At 67.0% G+C, this 13,845-nt stretch carries 14 protein-coding genes, 2 pseudogenes and 1 riboswitch; of the genes and pseudogenes, 3 read left to right on the top strand and 13 right to left on the bottom strand.

The features are described from left to right. Nucleotides 1-100: 100 nt before the first annotated feature. Entirely contained in the window at nucleotides 101-1,138 is a 1,038-nt protein-coding gene (locus NA2_RS09365; RefSeq protein ID WP_008596425.1) for a histone deacetylase family protein, read from the top strand. A 57-nt stretch (nucleotides 1,139-1,195) separates the two neighbouring features. On the opposite strand, the gene NA2_RS09360 is transcribed toward NA2_RS09365, so the two are convergent. From NA2_RS09360 to thiC, 6 genes are all read right to left on the bottom strand, one after another. Then, nucleotides 1,196-1,954, bottom strand: a complete 759-nt coding sequence (locus NA2_RS09360) for a hydroxymethylpyrimidine/phosphomethylpyrimidine kinase (protein ID WP_008596424.1) — start codon at nucleotides 1,952-1,954, stop codon at nucleotides 1,196-1,198. After that, a complete protein-coding gene (locus NA2_RS09355) occupies nucleotides 1,945-2,550 on the bottom strand; it encodes a thiamine phosphate synthase (RefSeq protein ID WP_008596423.1) in 606 nt (201 codons plus the stop codon). The genes NA2_RS09360 and NA2_RS09355 overlap by 10 nt, the downstream gene beginning before the upstream one ends. Beyond that, complete coding sequence (locus NA2_RS09350; RefSeq protein ID WP_008596422.1) at nucleotides 2,547-3,320, bottom strand: thiazole synthase; 774 nt, start codon at nucleotides 3,318-3,320, stop codon at nucleotides 2,547-2,549. The genes NA2_RS09355 and NA2_RS09350 overlap by 4 nt, the downstream gene beginning before the upstream one ends. Before the next feature lies 1 nt (nucleotide 3,321). Beyond that, complete coding sequence (thiS, locus tag NA2_RS09345; protein ID WP_008596421.1) at nucleotides 3,322-3,519, bottom strand: sulfur carrier protein ThiS; 198 nt, start codon at nucleotides 3,517-3,519, stop codon at nucleotides 3,322-3,324. Nucleotides 3,520-3,572: 53 nt separating this feature from the next. Beyond that, entirely contained in the window at nucleotides 3,573-4,532 is a 960-nt protein-coding gene (gene thiO, locus NA2_RS09340; protein WP_008596419.1) for a glycine oxidase ThiO, read from the bottom strand. 61 nt (nucleotides 4,533-4,593) lie between these two features. Further along, complete coding sequence (gene thiC / locus NA2_RS09335; protein ID WP_008596418.1) at nucleotides 4,594-6,411, bottom strand: phosphomethylpyrimidine synthase ThiC; 1,818 nt, start codon at nucleotides 6,409-6,411, stop codon at nucleotides 4,594-4,596. Between the two features lie 162 nt (nucleotides 6,412-6,573). Continuing rightward, nucleotides 6,574-6,698: riboswitch (TPP riboswitch) on the bottom strand. A 142-nt stretch (nucleotides 6,699-6,840) separates the two neighbouring features. Here thiC and NA2_RS09330 point away from each other — a divergent pair. Then, on the top strand, nucleotides 6,841-7,479 hold the full coding sequence (locus NA2_RS09330; protein ID WP_008596417.1) for a glutathione S-transferase family protein: 639 nt from the start codon (nucleotides 6,841-6,843) through the stop codon (nucleotides 7,477-7,479). A 22-nt stretch (nucleotides 7,480-7,501) separates the two neighbouring features. Here NA2_RS09330 and NA2_RS22295 read toward each other — a convergent pair whose 3' ends face one another. Then, nucleotides 7,502-7,891 (bottom strand): hypothetical protein, encoded by a 390-nt coding sequence (locus tag NA2_RS22295; protein ID WP_040677325.1) that lies wholly within the window; start codon nucleotides 7,889-7,891, stop codon nucleotides 7,502-7,504. Between the two features lie 145 nt (nucleotides 7,892-8,036). After that, nucleotides 8,037-8,360, bottom strand: a pseudogene (locus NA2_RS22290) (GNAT family N-acetyltransferase); the annotation flags it as partial. 223 nt (nucleotides 8,361-8,583) lie between these two features. Here NA2_RS22290 and NA2_RS09320 point away from each other — a divergent pair. Continuing rightward, on the top strand, nucleotides 8,584-8,862 hold the full coding sequence (locus NA2_RS09320) for a DUF1905 domain-containing protein (RefSeq protein WP_008596415.1): 279 nt from the start codon (nucleotides 8,584-8,586) through the stop codon (nucleotides 8,860-8,862). A 439-nt stretch (nucleotides 8,863-9,301) separates the two neighbouring features. On the opposite strand, the gene NA2_RS22470 is transcribed toward NA2_RS09320, so the two are convergent. The 5 genes and pseudogenes from NA2_RS22470 to ugpB all read right to left on the bottom strand — a co-directional run bounded on the left by NA2_RS22470 (nucleotide 9,302) and on the right by ugpB (nucleotide 13,679). Beyond that, nucleotides 9,302-9,937, bottom strand: a complete 636-nt coding sequence (locus NA2_RS22470) for a TOBE domain-containing protein (RefSeq protein ID WP_008596413.1) — start codon at nucleotides 9,935-9,937, stop codon at nucleotides 9,302-9,304. 88 nt (nucleotides 9,938-10,025) lie between these two features. Further along, nucleotides 10,026-10,535: pseudogene (locus NA2_RS22465) on the bottom strand (ATP-binding cassette domain-containing protein); the annotation flags it as partial. Nucleotides 10,536-10,551: 16 nt separating this feature from the next. Beyond that, nucleotides 10,552-11,388: a sn-glycerol-3-phosphate ABC transporter permease UgpE gene (gene ugpE / locus NA2_RS09300; RefSeq protein WP_040677319.1), complete on the bottom strand. Its 837-nt coding sequence runs from the start codon at nucleotides 11,386-11,388 to the stop codon at nucleotides 10,552-10,554. A gap of 12 nt (nucleotides 11,389-11,400) precedes the next feature. Continuing rightward, nucleotides 11,401-12,282, bottom strand: a complete 882-nt coding sequence (gene ugpA / locus NA2_RS09295; RefSeq protein ID WP_008596409.1) for a sn-glycerol-3-phosphate ABC transporter permease UgpA — start codon at nucleotides 12,280-12,282, stop codon at nucleotides 11,401-11,403. Nucleotides 12,283-12,356: 74 nt separating this feature from the next. After that, nucleotides 12,357-13,679, bottom strand: coding sequence for a sn-glycerol-3-phosphate ABC transporter substrate-binding protein UgpB (ugpB, locus tag NA2_RS09290; RefSeq protein ID WP_040677316.1), 1,323 nt, complete (start codon nucleotides 13,677-13,679; stop codon nucleotides 12,357-12,359). Between the last annotated feature and the right edge of the window lie 166 nt (nucleotides 13,680-13,845).

The following is a 13,845-nucleotide window of genomic DNA, read 5'->3' as shown; positions in this document are numbered from 1 at the left end:
CGAGTTCCACTTTTCGGTGCGATGCTCTAGCCTGCTCCCAGGTGGCCCGCGTGATCCGGCCACGCCCATGTCATGAGCGAAACCGGAGGAGCGACGCCCGATGCTGAAGGCGATTTTCGACGAGCGGCAGTTGCTGCACGCACCGGAGCGATACTTCCGGCGCGGCGCCTATATCCCGCATCCCGAGCAGGCCGAGCGCGCCATCCTGCTGCGCGACATGCTCCTGCGCAACGGCTTCCCGGTCGAGGCGCCGCGCGACTTCGGCGAAGCGCCCATCAAGGCCGTGCACGAAGCGGGCTATGTCGATTTCTGGAAGGACGCCTACCAGCGCTGGCGCGCCGAGGCGCCGGAGCAGGAGCCGATCCCCAATTGCCACCCGGGCGGACGGCGCGGACGGCCCTCCCGCTCGATCTTCGGGCAGATCGGCTGGTGGGCGACCGATACGTCCGTGCCGCTGACCGAAGGGCTGTGGAGCGCCGCCTACTGGTCGGCGCAGACGGCGCTGGAGACGGCGGAACGCGTGAGAACCGGCGAGCGCACGGTCTACGGCCTCTGCCGCCCGCCGGGCCACCACGCGCTTTCGAACGGATCGAACGGCTTCTGCGTCTTCAACAACGCCGCCATCGCGGCCCATCATCTCGCGGGGCATTTCGGCAGGGTGGCGGTGCTCGACATCGACACCCATACCGGCAACGGCACGCTGGACATCTTCTATGAGCGCGGCGACGTGTTCGTCTGCTCACTGCACACGGACCCTTCCACCTATCCGACCTATTATCTCGGCTACGAGGACGAGCGCGGCGAGGGCGAGGGCGAAGGCGCGACGCTGAACCTGTGCATGACGCCCGGCTCCGATGAGGCGGCGATCCTCGCCCGTTTCGAGGAGGGGATCACGGCGCTGAAGGCGTTCGATCCGGGCGCGCTGGTCGTCTCGCTGGGCTTCGACATGGCCGCCGACGATCCGCTCTCGGAATTGCAGATGACCGGCACGGGCTTTGCCGCCATGGCGCGCAGGATCGCCGGCCTCGGCCTGCCGACGGCGCTGATCCAGGAAGGCGGCTATCTCGGGCCGTCGCTCGCCGATAATGCGGAGATCTTCCTGACCACCTGCCGCGACGCGCTCAACGTCCCCGCCTGAGCGCGAACGCACGTGAGACGGCAACGGGGCTTCAGGGCCGTTGTCGAACGCCCCTCATCACCCTGCCGGGGTCTTCTCCCAGCGCTCGGCCACATGGGTCTTCGCCGCCGCGATGCTCGCCTCCAGCCCGCTGCCGCTGGCAAGCCCGGCGGCGATGGCGCTTGCCAGCATGCAGCCGGTACCGCGCATCGTCCCAACGAGGCGCGGTCCCTCGAAGCACAATGGCGGCGTGGCGCGGCGGAAGAGCATGTCCACCGCCCGCGCGCCTGTCCGGTGGCCGCCCTTGGCAAGCACCGCCGCGGCGCCGTCCCCGATCAGCCTTGCCGCCTGATCGTGTATCCTTGCATCGTCGTCTGCAGGCTTGCCCCCCGCCAGCAGCGCCAGTTCCGGCAGGTTCGGCGTCACCAGCGCGCAGAGCGGCACCAGCCGCGTGCGCAGCGCCGCAAGCGCATCATCGGCCAGCAATGCCCGGCCGGACGAGGCGGCGATCACCGGGTCGAGCACCGCCGGCACGTCCGGATGGTCGGCCAGGACACGCGCCACCGCCTCGACGTTCGCCGCGCTGCCCAGCATGCCGATCTTGATCGCGGCCACCCGGTTGGCGTCCAGCGCGGCGCGCATCTGCGCCTCCACGAGGTCGGCGGCGCAGGTTTCGCTCCGCGTCACCGCCTTGTGGGTCTGCACGGTCACCGCCGTCACGGCGAGGCACGCGCGCAGGCCGAAGGCGGCAATGGTCTCGATGTCGCGCACGATGCCGGCACCCCCGGAGGAGTCGGCGCCGGCCACCACCAGCACATGCGGCGCGGTCATCGCCATTGGGCGGTGGCTGCCAGCCATTCGCGCGTGCGCGCTTCGGGGTCGGCGTTCAGCGTGATGTCGGTGACGACCGCCGCGCTGTCGGCGCCGGCGGCGAACACGCCCGGCAGCCGCTCAAGATTCATCCCGCCGATGGCGACGAGCGGCAGCCGGCCGACCGCCCGGCGCCAGCCGGCCAGCCGGCCAAGACCCTGCGGCGTCCATTTCATCTTCTTGAGGATCGTCGGGTAGACAGGTCCGAGCGCCACATAATCGGGACGGGCCGCCAGCGCCGTGGCCAGTTCCGCCGCGTCATGGGTGCTGATGCCGAGCTTCAGCCCGGCGGCGCGGATGGTCCGCAGATCGGCTTCCGCCAGATCCTCCTGACCGAGATGCACGAAGTCGCAACCCGTCTCGATCGCCAGCCGCCAGTGGTCGTTGACGATGAGCTGGCAGTCATGCGCCGCGCAGACCGCCTTCGCCGCGGCGATCTCGCCGGCGAGCGCGACAGGATCCATGTCCTTGATGCGCAACTGCACCAGCCGGACCCCGAGCGGCACCAGCCGGGCGATCCAGGCGGCGCTGTCGACGATCAGGTAGAAGGGATCGAGCTTCATTCGAACACCGCCTTGCCGATGACCGGCGTAGAGGGAACCGCCATGTCGCGCGGCGCGAGCGGCTGTGCCTGAAACGCCGCCCGCCCCGCCTCGACGGCGCCGGCGAAGGCCGCCGCCATGGCGACGGGATTGCCCGCTTTCGCGACCGCCGTGTTGAGCAGCACCGCGTCGAAGCCCATTTCCATGACCGCCGCGGCATGCGAGGGACGACCCAGGCCCGCGTCGACGACCAGCGGAATGTCGGCGAAATGCGCGCGATAGGCGCTGAGCGCGTCGGGGCTGGCCGGCCCGCGCGCCGAGCCGATCGGCGCACACCAGGGCATCAGCACCTGACAGCCGGCGTCGAGCAGCCGGTCGCCGACCACCAGATCCTCGGTCGTGTAGGGGAACACCTTGAAGCCGTCGGCGGACAGGATGCGCGCGGCCTCCACGAGGCCGAAGACGTCCGGCTGCAGCGTGTCGTGATGGCCGATCACCTCGAGCTTGATCCAGTCGGTGCCGAAAAGCTCCCGCGCCATCTGCGCGGTGGTGACCGCCTCCTTGACCGAGTGACAGCCGGCGGTGTTGGGCAGGACGCGCACGCCCAGCCCGTTGATCAGCTCCCAGAAACGCCCGCCGGCGCGCCCGCCCGCCGTCTCGCGGCGCAGGGACACCGTGACGAGGTCGATGCCGGAAGCGCGCACCGCTTCGGCCATGACGGAAGGCGAGGGATATTGCGCCGTACCGAGAAAGAGGCGCGAGGAGAGGGTCTCGCCATAGACGCGAAGCATCTCAGCCTCCCTGCATGGGCGCGAGGATCTCGATCCGGTCGCCTTCGCCGAGCACGCAGCCGCCCCGTTCCGCCGCCGGCACCAGCGCGCCGTTCAGCGCCGTTGCGAGGAAGTCCGGCGCATAGTCGAGTTCATCGAGAAGCGCGGCCAGCGTCGTTGCCGCCACGAATTGTTCCTCGCCGTTGACCAGGAGTTTCATCCATCAATCTCCATCTCTCACGCCTGGCGCGGCCTTCCGGCCGCCGCCAATCATCAAGCGCATCGCAGTTTTTCCCCGAGCAGCATCTCCGCCGCCTCCCGCGCCATGGCCGGCGACAGCAGGAAGCCATGGCGGTAGAGGCCGTTGACGCGGACGCCGCGGCCGGTCCGCGTCACGCGCGGCAGATTGTCGGCATAGGCCGGGCGCACGCCGACGCCGGTCTCGACGATCTTCGCCTCGGCAAAGGCCGGGTGCAGGCTGTAGGCGGCGTTCAGAAGCTCCATCATCGAGCGAACGCTGACAGGACCGGTGTCCTCGCTCTCGATCATCGTCGCGCCGACCATGAAACGATGATCCGCGCGCGGCACGACATAGACCGGAATGCGCGGGTGCAGCAGCCGTACGGGGCGCGACAGCGCCACATCCGGCGCATGCAGGATGAGCATTTCTCCGCGCACGCCGCGCAGCTCCGCATCGCCGTCCGCCATTCCGGTGCAATCGGCTTCCAGATCGGCGGAAAGCGTCGTTTCGCTTGCGAAACGGAACGCGACGCCCATGGCTTCCAGCTTCTCGCGCAAACCCGTCAGCGCACGGCGCGGGTCGAGATGCGCCTCGCCGGGAAAGAACAGCCCGCGCTGGAAGCGGCCCGCCAGATCCAGCTCCAGCGCTTCCACGCCGGGTCCGTCGATCAGCTCATGCCCACCCGTTCGCGCGGCGAACCGGGCAAGCTCGGCCGCATCGCGCGGCGGCGCCACCACCAGCGTGCCGTTGCGCACGACCTCGCCGGGCAGGGCGTTATCCCACCAGTCGGCTGCCATCCGGCCAAGCGTCAGCACCGGCTCCTCGGCGCTTTCGCGCTCGCACCAGGGCGCCAGCATGCCGCCGGCGAGCCATGAGGCGCTGCCGGAGGAATCGGGCCTGATGTCGGCGACCGTCACCCGCACGCCGCGCGCCGCCAGTTCGTGGGCGAGGGTGAGCCCGGCAACGCCGGCGCCTTTCACGAGGACATGCATCAGGCTTCTCCCATGAACGTAGGGGGGGTGCGCGGCGCCAGGCTTGCCGATCATGGCAGACCTACCCCTCCTGTTCCGCCGCCACCTTTTCCAGCGGCATGTAGAGATCGCCACCCTCGCGGAACTTTTCCGCCATCTTCGCCATGCCCTCCTTCTGCGCCTCGGCGCGGATGTCGTGGGAGATGCGCATGGAGCAGAATTTCGGCCCGCACATGGAGCAGAAATGCGCCACCTTGTGCGCTTCCTTGGGCAGCGTCTCGTCATGGAAGCTGCGCGCCGTCTCCGGGTCGAGCGACAGGTTGAACTGGTCCTCCCAGCGGAACTCGAAGCGTGCCCGCGACAGCGCGTCGTCGCGAATCTTCGCCGCCGGATGCCCCTTGGCGAGATCGGCGGCGTGCGCCGCGATCTTGTAGGTGATGACGCCGGTCTTGACGTCGTTGCGGTCGGGCAGGCCCAGATGCTCCTTCGGCGTGACGTAGCAGAGCATGGCCGTGCCGAACCAGCCGATCATCGCCGCGCCGATGCCCGAGGTGATGTGGTCGTAGCCGGGCGCGATGTCCGTGGTGAGCGGCCCGAGCGTGTAGAACGGGGCCTCGCCGCAGACTTCGAGCTGCTTGTCCATGTTCTCCTTGATCTTGTGCATCGGCACATGGCCGGGGCCTTCGATCATCACCTGGCAGTCCTTCTTCCAGGCGATCTGCGTCAGCTCGCCCAGCGTCTCCAGCTCGGCGAACTGCGCCGCGTCGTTGGCGTCGGCGATGGAGCCGGGGCGCAGGCCGTCGCCCAGCGAGAACGACACGTCATAGGCCCGGCAGATGTCGCAGATCTCCTCGAAATGCTCGTAGAGGAAGCTCTCCTTGTGGTGATGCAGGCACCACTTGGCCATGATCGAGCCGCCGCGCGAGACGATGCCGGTCACGCGCTCGACGGTGAGCGGGATGTAGTGCAGCCTGACGCCGGCATGGATGGTGAAATAGTCGACGCCCTGCTCGGCCTGCTCGATCAGCGTGTCGCGGAAGACCTCCCAGTTCAGGTCCTCGGCGATGCCGTTGACCTTCTCCAGCGCCTGGTAGATCGGCACGGTGCCGATCGGCACCGGCGCGTTGCGGACGATCCAGTCGCGGATGTTGTGGATGTTGCGGCCGGTGGAGAGGTCCATCACCGTGTCGCCGCCCCAGCGCGTCGCCCACACCATCTTGTCCACCTCCTCGGCCATGGAGGAGGTGACGGCGGAATTGCCGATATTGGCGTTGATCTTGACCAGGAAGTTGCGGCCGATGGCCATCGGCTCGCATTCGGGATGGTTGATGTTGGACGGGATGATCGCGCGGCCGCGCGCCACTTCGTCGCGCACGAATTCCGGCGTGACGAAATCGGGGATCTCCGCGCCAAAGCTCTCGCCGTCGCGCTCGAGCGCCTTCCGGGCGGCGGCGCGGCCGAGATTCTCGCGGATCGCCACGAACTCCATCTCCGGCGTGACGATGCCGGCGCGGGCATAGGCGAGCTGCGTGACGGCCTTGCCGGCCGCGGCGCGCAGCGGCTTGTGGCGGACGGGGAATTCCGGCGTCAGCCGGTCGCCGGAGACGAAACCGTTGTCGGCAGGCGTGATCGTGCGGCCTTGATACTCCTCCACGTCGCCGCGCGCCCTGATCCAGGCCTCGCGCAGGCGCGGCAGGCCCTGGTCGATCTGGATCAGCGCGTCGGGGTCCGTATAGGGACCGGACGAATCATAGACCGTGACGGGCGGTTCGCCGGCGCTCGGATGCACGGAGATCTCGCGCATCGGCACGCGGATATCGGGGTGCAGCGTTCCGGGTTTGTAGACTTTTTTCGACGCGGGCAAGGCGCCGGTGGTCACTGTTGGGGCAAAAGCATCCATGGTCAGAGCCTCCTCTGCTCGACGGCATTTCGCAGCCGGGCGAACCCGGCGCGGCGCAAATGCGTCTTCTCAACGCAATGGAGACCCAGTTCTTGTCGAGAGGAGGAAGAGCTTCGCTGATCTTGCCTGGATTCGCACCCATCGCTTGCGATGGGGGAATGACCCGCGAGGCCGACACCATCCCTACGCCAGTGTGAACTGGATCAGGTTCATCGGGTCACTGCGCTGCATGGAAAACCACGCCAGCAGAATCTCAGCCCCTTGACGGGACCCCCCAGGTGAGGCCGCAAATTGGGCGATGCGGGGTGCGCTTGTCAAGCCGCAACAGTGCCCGCTCCGCAAGCGGCGGCGGCTCGCGTTCATCGCCGGGTTCGGGTAGCGTCCCCGAAGGCGCGAGACAGACAGGGGCGGCTTCAAGGGAGAGAGCGCATGGCCGAACTGATCCTGACCACCTATGACTGGGTTCCCGAGCCGCCGCGCGGCTATGTGCGCGACCTGCGGATACGCTGGGCGCTGGAAGAGGCCGGCCTGCCCTATCGCGTCGAGAGCACGCCGTTCCGCGAGCGCGGCGCCGCGCATCTCGCGCAGCAGCCTTTCGCCCAGGTGCCGTGGCTGCGGGACGGAGACCTGTCCATCTTCGAGAGCGGCGCCATCCTGCACCATCTGGGCACGCGCAGTACGGTGCTGATGCCGACCGACCCCGAGGGTCGCAGCGCCGTGGTCGAATGGCTGTTCGCGGCGCTGAATTCGGTCGAGATGGCGAGCCTTCCCTGGGCGATTTTCGTGTTCTCCGGCTTTCCCGAGGATACGCCTGAGCGAAAATTCTTCGAGACCTTCCTGACGGCCCGCCTCGACCGCATGGAGCCGGTACTGGAGGGCAATGAGTGGCTTGCCGGCTCCTTCTCCGTCGCCGACATCGCGATGTCCGACGTGCTGCGCCTCGTCGACCGGTTCGACCGGCTGGCGGCGCACCCCGCCTGCCGCGCCTACATCGCGCGCGCCACCGCCCGCCCGGCTTTCAGGAAAGTACATGCGGACCAGATGGCTCACTTCGCGGCGGCGGACTAACCGCGCCGGAAAGACTGCGGCATCAGACCTTCATGGGCGTCAACATGAAGTCTTGCCCCTCCGGCAGGTATGGTCCGCGCGCCATACATCCGGTGTCCTCGGGGATCGCCTCCGCCGGACGCCAGGCCAGCCGGTCGGGCGTGATGAACGCGCGCAAGGTGTCGAACCCGCCGCCAAGCGCCGCGGCGATCCCGGCCGCGGAGGGAATTGCGGGCGCGACGACGTCGAGCAGGGTCAGCACGCGCTCCCGCTCGCACCGGACCGCCACAAGCGCGTCGAGACCGGGCAGATGCATCAGGGCGATCGACGGGTCCTCGCCGGCCTTGAGGAAGAACAGGGCCGGATGATCGCAGGCGCCACAGACCAGCGAGGCAGGCGCCCGGCGGGCGAAGAGATCGCGCATCAGCGCCACGTCCGGCTCCGCATCGAGCGACAGGCGGCGATGCGCCGCGCGCGCCTGCGGGCGTCAGCGGCCCGGCGAAGGAGGTCTCGCGGACCTGGCGGAAGCCGAAGGGAATGTAGAGCTCAGGCGTTCCGGTGGTGAGGACCACCAACTCCGCCCGCGCATCGGCATGGGCGAGCGCCCGCGCCATTAGGTCACGGAAAAGGCCCCGGCCGCGCCATGCGGGCCGCACCGCGACGGACTGGACGCCGAACGCCTCGACCTTCCTTCCCTGCAGCCACAGCGCCCGCCGGTAGAGGCTGACATTGGCGATCAGCTCAGCGCCGTGCCACCAGCCGAAGGAAACGACACTCGGGTCGTGACTCAGCCGGTCGAGGGGCGTCACGTCGACGGCGAAGGTGTCGAGGATCAGACGGGCAACTTCGGCGCGGCCATCCGGCGAGGCGGCATAGTCGAAGTGGAAAACTGGATCGGTCATGAGAATGCTGGCTGGGTCTCGAACGTTTCGGGCCTTCTATCACGAATCGTCCCCGGCGCTCGATGGAATGCGCGGCCAGATCGGATACTTCCTACAGGCCTGCTTTCTGCAGCGCCATAAATGGGGCCCCTCCCCCCCCGGCACGATGAAAGAACTTCCGTCATTGTGTCGGAAAAGCCGCTGATCATACGTCCTTGAGATGTAGCAATCCTGGAGGACGACGATGCAACGCACACTCGACACATCTTTTGAAGCAACGATCGAAAAGAGCACCGCCAAGGGCGGCTGGACCTACGTGATCTGGCCCGATTCCGCTGAGTTCTTTGCGACACGGGGCCTCGTGAAGGTCCGGGCGAAGGCCGACGGCACGCCCTTCCAGAGCTCGTTCATGGCCCTCGGCGAAGGCCGGCACAAGCTACCTCTCAAGGCGGACCTGCTCAAGGCGATCGGCAAGCGGGCAGGCGACGGCGTCACGATCACGCTCGTCGAGCGGCTGAACTAGGGTCAGGACCTATTAATCTTGCTTGATTGGCGGATGATGGACACGGAAATGCAAGGAGAGATGCGCAGGACGGGTTTTGCGCCCGTCCAAGCGGCTCGACGCGGCAGTTCGAAGTCCATCATCCGTCCCTTCGGGATATGGCCAGTTTGCCCGGGGAGAGCGGTGCAAGCCTTTGAAAACCGGGTGGTTTCCTGCAGGCTTGCGCCTCCTCCCCGGACAAACTGACTCATACCAATCAAGCAAGATTAATAGGTCCTGACCCTAGAGCGTTTTGCCGTCAGCTGGAATCACCTGACGGCCGCATAAACGCGGAAAAACGAAGAGATAGACCCGTGCTCGTGAAGCGGGGCAACGCTCTTCTCCCATACCGTGCCTGCCGAGAAGAGCGAATAGAAACCCCAGACAAGGATCGCGTGGGATTTATCACAGAGTTCGCGCGCTAAACCCGCCGCCCGGTCTCCGCGTCGAACAGATGCGCCATGCCCGGCTCGATGGCGAGCGGCAGCGTGTCACCGAGCGCCAGGCGGGCGTTGCCGGGCAGCCTCGCGATGAGTTCGCCCGCATCGCCGCCATCGGCGCCGGAGAGCCGGCCATGCGCCAGCGTGTCGGCCCCCAGCGTCTCGATGGCGGTCACGGAAAGCGCAAGCGCCGCTTCTCCCGCCGGCACGAGCCGCAGATGCTCCGGCCGCACGCCGAAGAGGAGCGGCCGGCCCGCTTCCGCGGGCGCGGCCCCGGCAAGCGTCAGCCGCGCGCCGCCGTCCAGCACGAAATCCGCGCCGGCCGCCGAACCCTTCAGGATGTTCATGGCCGGCGAGCCGATGAAACCGGCGACGAAGCGCGTCGCCGGCCGCTCGTAGACGGCCATCGGCGTGTCGATCTGCTCGGCGATGCCGGCGTTCATCACCACCAGTCGGTCGGCCAGCGTCATCGCCTCCACCTGGTCGTGCGTCACGTAGAGCGCGGTGGTGCCCACCGAGCGCTGCATCTGCTTGATCTCCAGGCGCATCTGCACGCGCAGCTTGGCGTCGAGATTGGACAGCGGCTCGTCGAACAGGAACACGGAGGGCTGGCGCACCAGGGCGCGGCTCCACCTGGTCGTGCGTCACGTAGAGCGCGGTGGTGCCCACCGAGCGCTGCATCTGCTTGATCTCCAGGCGCATCTGCACGCGCAGCTTGGCGTCGAGATTGGACAGCGGCTCGTCGAACAGGAACACGGAGGGCTGGCGCACCAGGGCGCGGCCCATGGCGACGCGCTGGCGCTGGCCGCCCGAGAGCGCGCGCGGCTTGCGGTCGAGAAAGGGTTCGAGCTGCAGCATCGCCGCCGCCTTGTCGACCCGCGCCTTGATCTCCGCCTTCGACTGGCCGGCGATCTTCAGGCCGTAGGCCATGTTGTCGAACACGCTCATATGCGGATAGAGCGCGTAGTTCTGGAACACCATGGCGATGTCGCGCTCACGCGGCTCCAGCTCGTTGACCACCCGGCCGCCGATGTCGATCGTCCCGCCGGTGATGCGCTCCAGCCCCGCCACCATCCGCAGCAGCGTCGACTTTCCGCAGCCGGACGGGCCAACGATGACGATGAACTCGCCATCGGCCACGTCCAGGCTGACGCCGTGGATGACCTCGGTCTTGCCGTAGGATTTGGTGATGTCCCTGATGGAGATCGTCGCCATGCGCGGCCCGGTCCTTCTATTTCTCGGTCTCGACGAGACCCTTGACGAACAGGCGCTGCATGAACACCACGACGGCCACCGGCGGCAGGATCGCCAGGGTCGCGGCGGCCATGGTCACCGGCCAGTTGCCGTAGTCGTCGGCGGTCGGCATCATCTGCTTCAGCCCCATCACGATGGTGTTCATCTCCGGCCTGGTGGTGATGAGCAGCGGCCAGAGGAACTGGTTCCAGCCATAGATGAACAGGATGACGAACAGCGCCGCGATGTTGGTCACCGAGAGCGGCAGCAGGATGTCCTTGAAGAAGCGCAGCGGCCCCGCCCCGTCGACGCGCGCCGCCTCCACCAGCTCGTCCGGCACGGTCATGAAGAACTGGCGGAACAGGAAGGTGGCCGTCGCCGAGGCGATCAGCGGCAGGATCAGGCCCGTATAGGAGTTGAGCAGGCCGAGCGAGGCCGCCACCTCGTAGGTCGGCACGATGCGCACCTCGACCGGCAGCATTAGCGTCATGAAGATCGCCCAGAAGGCCAGCATGCGGAAGGGAAAGCGGAAATAGACGATGGCATAGGCCGATAGGATCGAGATGGCGATCTTGCCGACGGCGATGCCCATCGCCATGACGAAGGAGTTGAACAGCATCCGCCCGACGGGAGCGTTGATGCCCGAGCCCAGCGCCTGGGTGTAGTTGTCGACGAAATGCGGCCCCGGCAGCAGCGGCATGGGCGGTCGGATGATCTCGAAATGCGTCAGCGTCGAGCCGACGAAGGTGAGATAGATCGGGAAGCAGAAGATCAGGATGCCGGCGATCAGCACCAGATGCATCGCGATCATTCCCCAGCCTCTTCTCTCGACCATCCGCTCCGCTCCTCAGTAATGCACGCGCCGCTCGATGTAGCGGAACTGGATGACGGTCAGCACGCCGACGACGACCATCAGGATGACCGATTGCGCCGCCGACGAGCCGAGATCCTGCCCGACGAAGCCGTCGGAGAAGACCTTGTAGACCAGGATGGTGGTCGACTGGCCGGGCCCGCCCGCGGTCATGGTGTGGATGATGCCGAAGGTCTCGAAGAAGGCGTAGACGATGTTGACCACCAGCAGGAAGAAGGTGGTCGGCGAGAGCAGCGGGAAGATGATGGTGCGGAAGCGGTGCCATCGGCCCGCCCCGTCGATCGCGGCTGCCTCGATCAGGCTCTTCGGGATCGCCTGCAGGCCCGCCAGGAAGAACAGGAAATTGTAGCTCACCTGCTTCCACGCCGCCGCGGCGATGACCAGCGTCATGGCATGGCTGCCGTTGAGCACGGGGTCCCAGGGAATGCCCATCGCCCGCATGTGGTAGGCGAGCACGCCGATCGAGGGCTGGAACATGAACAGCCACATCACGCCCGCCACCGCCGGCGCCACCGCATAGGGCCAGATCAGCAACGTCTTGTAGGCGCCCGATCCCTTGATGACCTGGTCCGCCATCACGGCGAACAGCAGCGCCACCGCCATGGAGACCAGCGTCACGAAGAAGGTGAAGACGGCGGTCGTCATGAACGACTGGAGATAATACCGGTCGCCCAGCAGATATTCGAAATTCGAGAACCAGACGAAGCGCGCGCTGAGCCCGAAAGGGTCCGGCAGGAGCAGCGACTGGTAGAGCGCCTGGCCGGCCGGCCAGAAAAAGAAGACGATCGTCACCAGCAGCTGCGGCGCGAGCAGCAGATAGGGCAGCAGCCGGTTGTCGAAGGTGACGCGTTTTTCCATGGCGGGGCTTGGCTTGGGCTAAGCTCGGCGATCCGCGGCCGGCCGGTTGGCATGCCGGCCGCGGATCCTGTCCGTCAGCGGGAGGCCTGCTCGAAGCGGCGCAGCAGCTCGTTGCCGCGCGAGACGGCTTCGTCGAGCGCCGCCTTGGCGTCCTTCTGGCCCTGCCAGACCGCTTCCAGCTCCTCGTCGATGATGGTGCGGACCTGGTCGAAATTGCCGAGGCGGATGCCCTTCGAATTGGCGGTCGGCGCCTTGCCGGTCATCTGCAGGATGGCGACGTCAGTGCCGGGATTCTCGTTGTAGAAACCCTGTTCCTTGGTCAGGTCGTAGGCCGCCGTGGTGATCGGCAGGTAGCCCGTGTCCTGGTGCCACTGCGCCTGGACCTCGGCGCTCGACAGATAGGTCAGGAACTTGGCCGCGCCGGCATATTCCTCGGCTTCATGCCCGGACATGACCCAGAGCGAGGCGCCGCCGATGATGGTGTTGAGCGGTGCGCCCTCGACATCCGGCCAGTAGGGCAGGTTGGTGACGGCGAACTCGAAGGCGGCTTCCGCCTTGACGCCGGCATAGCCGGCCGAGGATTCGGTGAACAGGGCGCATTCGCCCGAACGGAAGCGCGCGCCGCCCTCGTTGCGGCGGCCGGAATAGCTGAACAGGCCGTTCTTCGCCCATTCGGCCATCTTGCCGATGTGCTTCGCCTGGAGATCGCCGTTGAACACCAGCTCGGTGTCGGTGCCTTCGAAGCCGTTCGACTTGGTGGCGAAGGGAGCGTCGTGATAGGCGCCGAGATTTTCGAGGTGGATCCAGGACTGCCACGCCGTGGTGAGCGGGCAGGCCGAGCCGCTTTCCTTGAGCTTGACCAGGATCTCCTCGACCTCCGGCCAGGTGGCCGGCTTGGTCTCGGGGTCGAGCCCGGCGGCCTTCAGCGCATCCTTGTTGATGTAGAGGACCGGCGTCGAGGAATTGTAGGGCAGCGACAGCATCTGGCCGTCGGCCGTGGTGTAGTAGCCGGCGACGGGGGCCAGATAGGCGCTTGGGTCGAACGGCTCCTGCGATTCGGCCATCACCTCGTAGACCGGCTTCACGGCGCCCTTGGCGGCCATCATCGTCGCCGTGCCGACCTCGAAGACCTGCAGGATGTGCGGCTGCTCGCCGGCGCGGAAGGCGGCGATGCCGGCATTCAGCGCCTCGGAGTAGTTGCCCTTGTTGGTGCCGACGACCTTGTAGTCGCCCTGGCTCGCGTTGAAATCGCTGATCTGCTTGTCGATCAGCTCGCCGAGCCGGCCGGAAAAGGCGTGCCAGACCTGGATCTCGGTCTGCGCCGCCGCCATGCCGGTCATGGCCGGAAGCACCGCCGTCAGCACTGCGGCTGCGGAAATCACCGTACGCAATCTCATCCTTGTTCTCCCTACTAACCTTGAATCGCCGGGTTGAAGACCGGTCTCTATTGGTCGGCTTATGTAACGCCCGGATGACACCACCAATGGGATAGTTTGTCCACTACCCACACCCTTTGCGATCGCAGGGCAGAGATCGCTTGGTCTTTCGCTCCGCCTCGGAATA

The sequence above is a fragment of the Nitratireductor pacificus pht-3B genome (assembly GCF_000300335.1).
GTDB classification, from domain to species: Bacteria; Pseudomonadota; Alphaproteobacteria; order Rhizobiales; family Rhizobiaceae; genus Nitratireductor; species Nitratireductor pacificus.
Note: the sequence above shows the minus strand (reverse complement) of the source record. Positions and strands in the feature narration are given on the sequence as shown.

Bases quoted from the DNA above. Each gene is read 5' to 3' on its own strand.
- NA2_RS09320 (WP_008596415.1), top strand. From the start codon at position 8,584: ATGCAACGCACACTCGACACATCTTTTGAAGCAACGATCGAAAAGAGC.
- NA2_RS09365 (WP_008596425.1), top strand. From the start codon at position 101: ATGCTGAAGGCGATTTTCGACGAGCGGCAGTTGCTGCACGCACCGGAG.
- thiS (WP_008596421.1), bottom strand. From the start codon at position 3,519: ATGAAACTCCTGGTCAACGGCGAGGAACAATTCGTGGCGGCAACGACG.
- ugpB (WP_040677316.1), bottom strand. From the start codon at position 13,679: ATGAGATTGCGTACGGTGATTTCCGCAGCCGCAGTGCTGACGGCGGTG.
- NA2_RS09355 (WP_008596423.1), bottom strand. From the start codon at position 2,550: ATGAAGCTCGATCCCTTCTACCTGATCGTCGACAGCGCCGCCTGGATC.
- NA2_RS09330 (WP_008596417.1), top strand. From the start codon at position 6,841: ATGGCCGAACTGATCCTGACCACCTATGACTGGGTTCCCGAGCCGCCG.
- NA2_RS09350 (WP_008596422.1), bottom strand. From the start codon at position 3,320: ATGCTTCGCGTCTATGGCGAGACCCTCTCCTCGCGCCTCTTTCTCGGT.
- ugpA (WP_008596409.1), bottom strand. From the start codon at position 12,282: ATGGAAAAACGCGTCACCTTCGACAACCGGCTGCTGCCCTATCTGCTG.
- ugpE (WP_040677319.1), bottom strand. From the start codon at position 11,388: ATGGTCGAGAGAAGAGGCTGGGGAATGATCGCGATGCATCTGGTGCTG.
- thiO (WP_008596419.1), bottom strand. From the start codon at position 4,532: ATGCATGTCCTCGTGAAAGGCGCCGGCGTTGCCGGGCTCACCCTCGCC.
- thiC (WP_008596418.1), bottom strand. From the start codon at position 6,411: ATGGATGCTTTTGCCCCAACAGTGACCACCGGCGCCTTGCCCGCGTCG.
- NA2_RS09360 (WP_008596424.1), bottom strand. From the start codon at position 1,954: ATGGCGATGACCGCGCCGCATGTGCTGGTGGTGGCCGGCGCCGACTCC.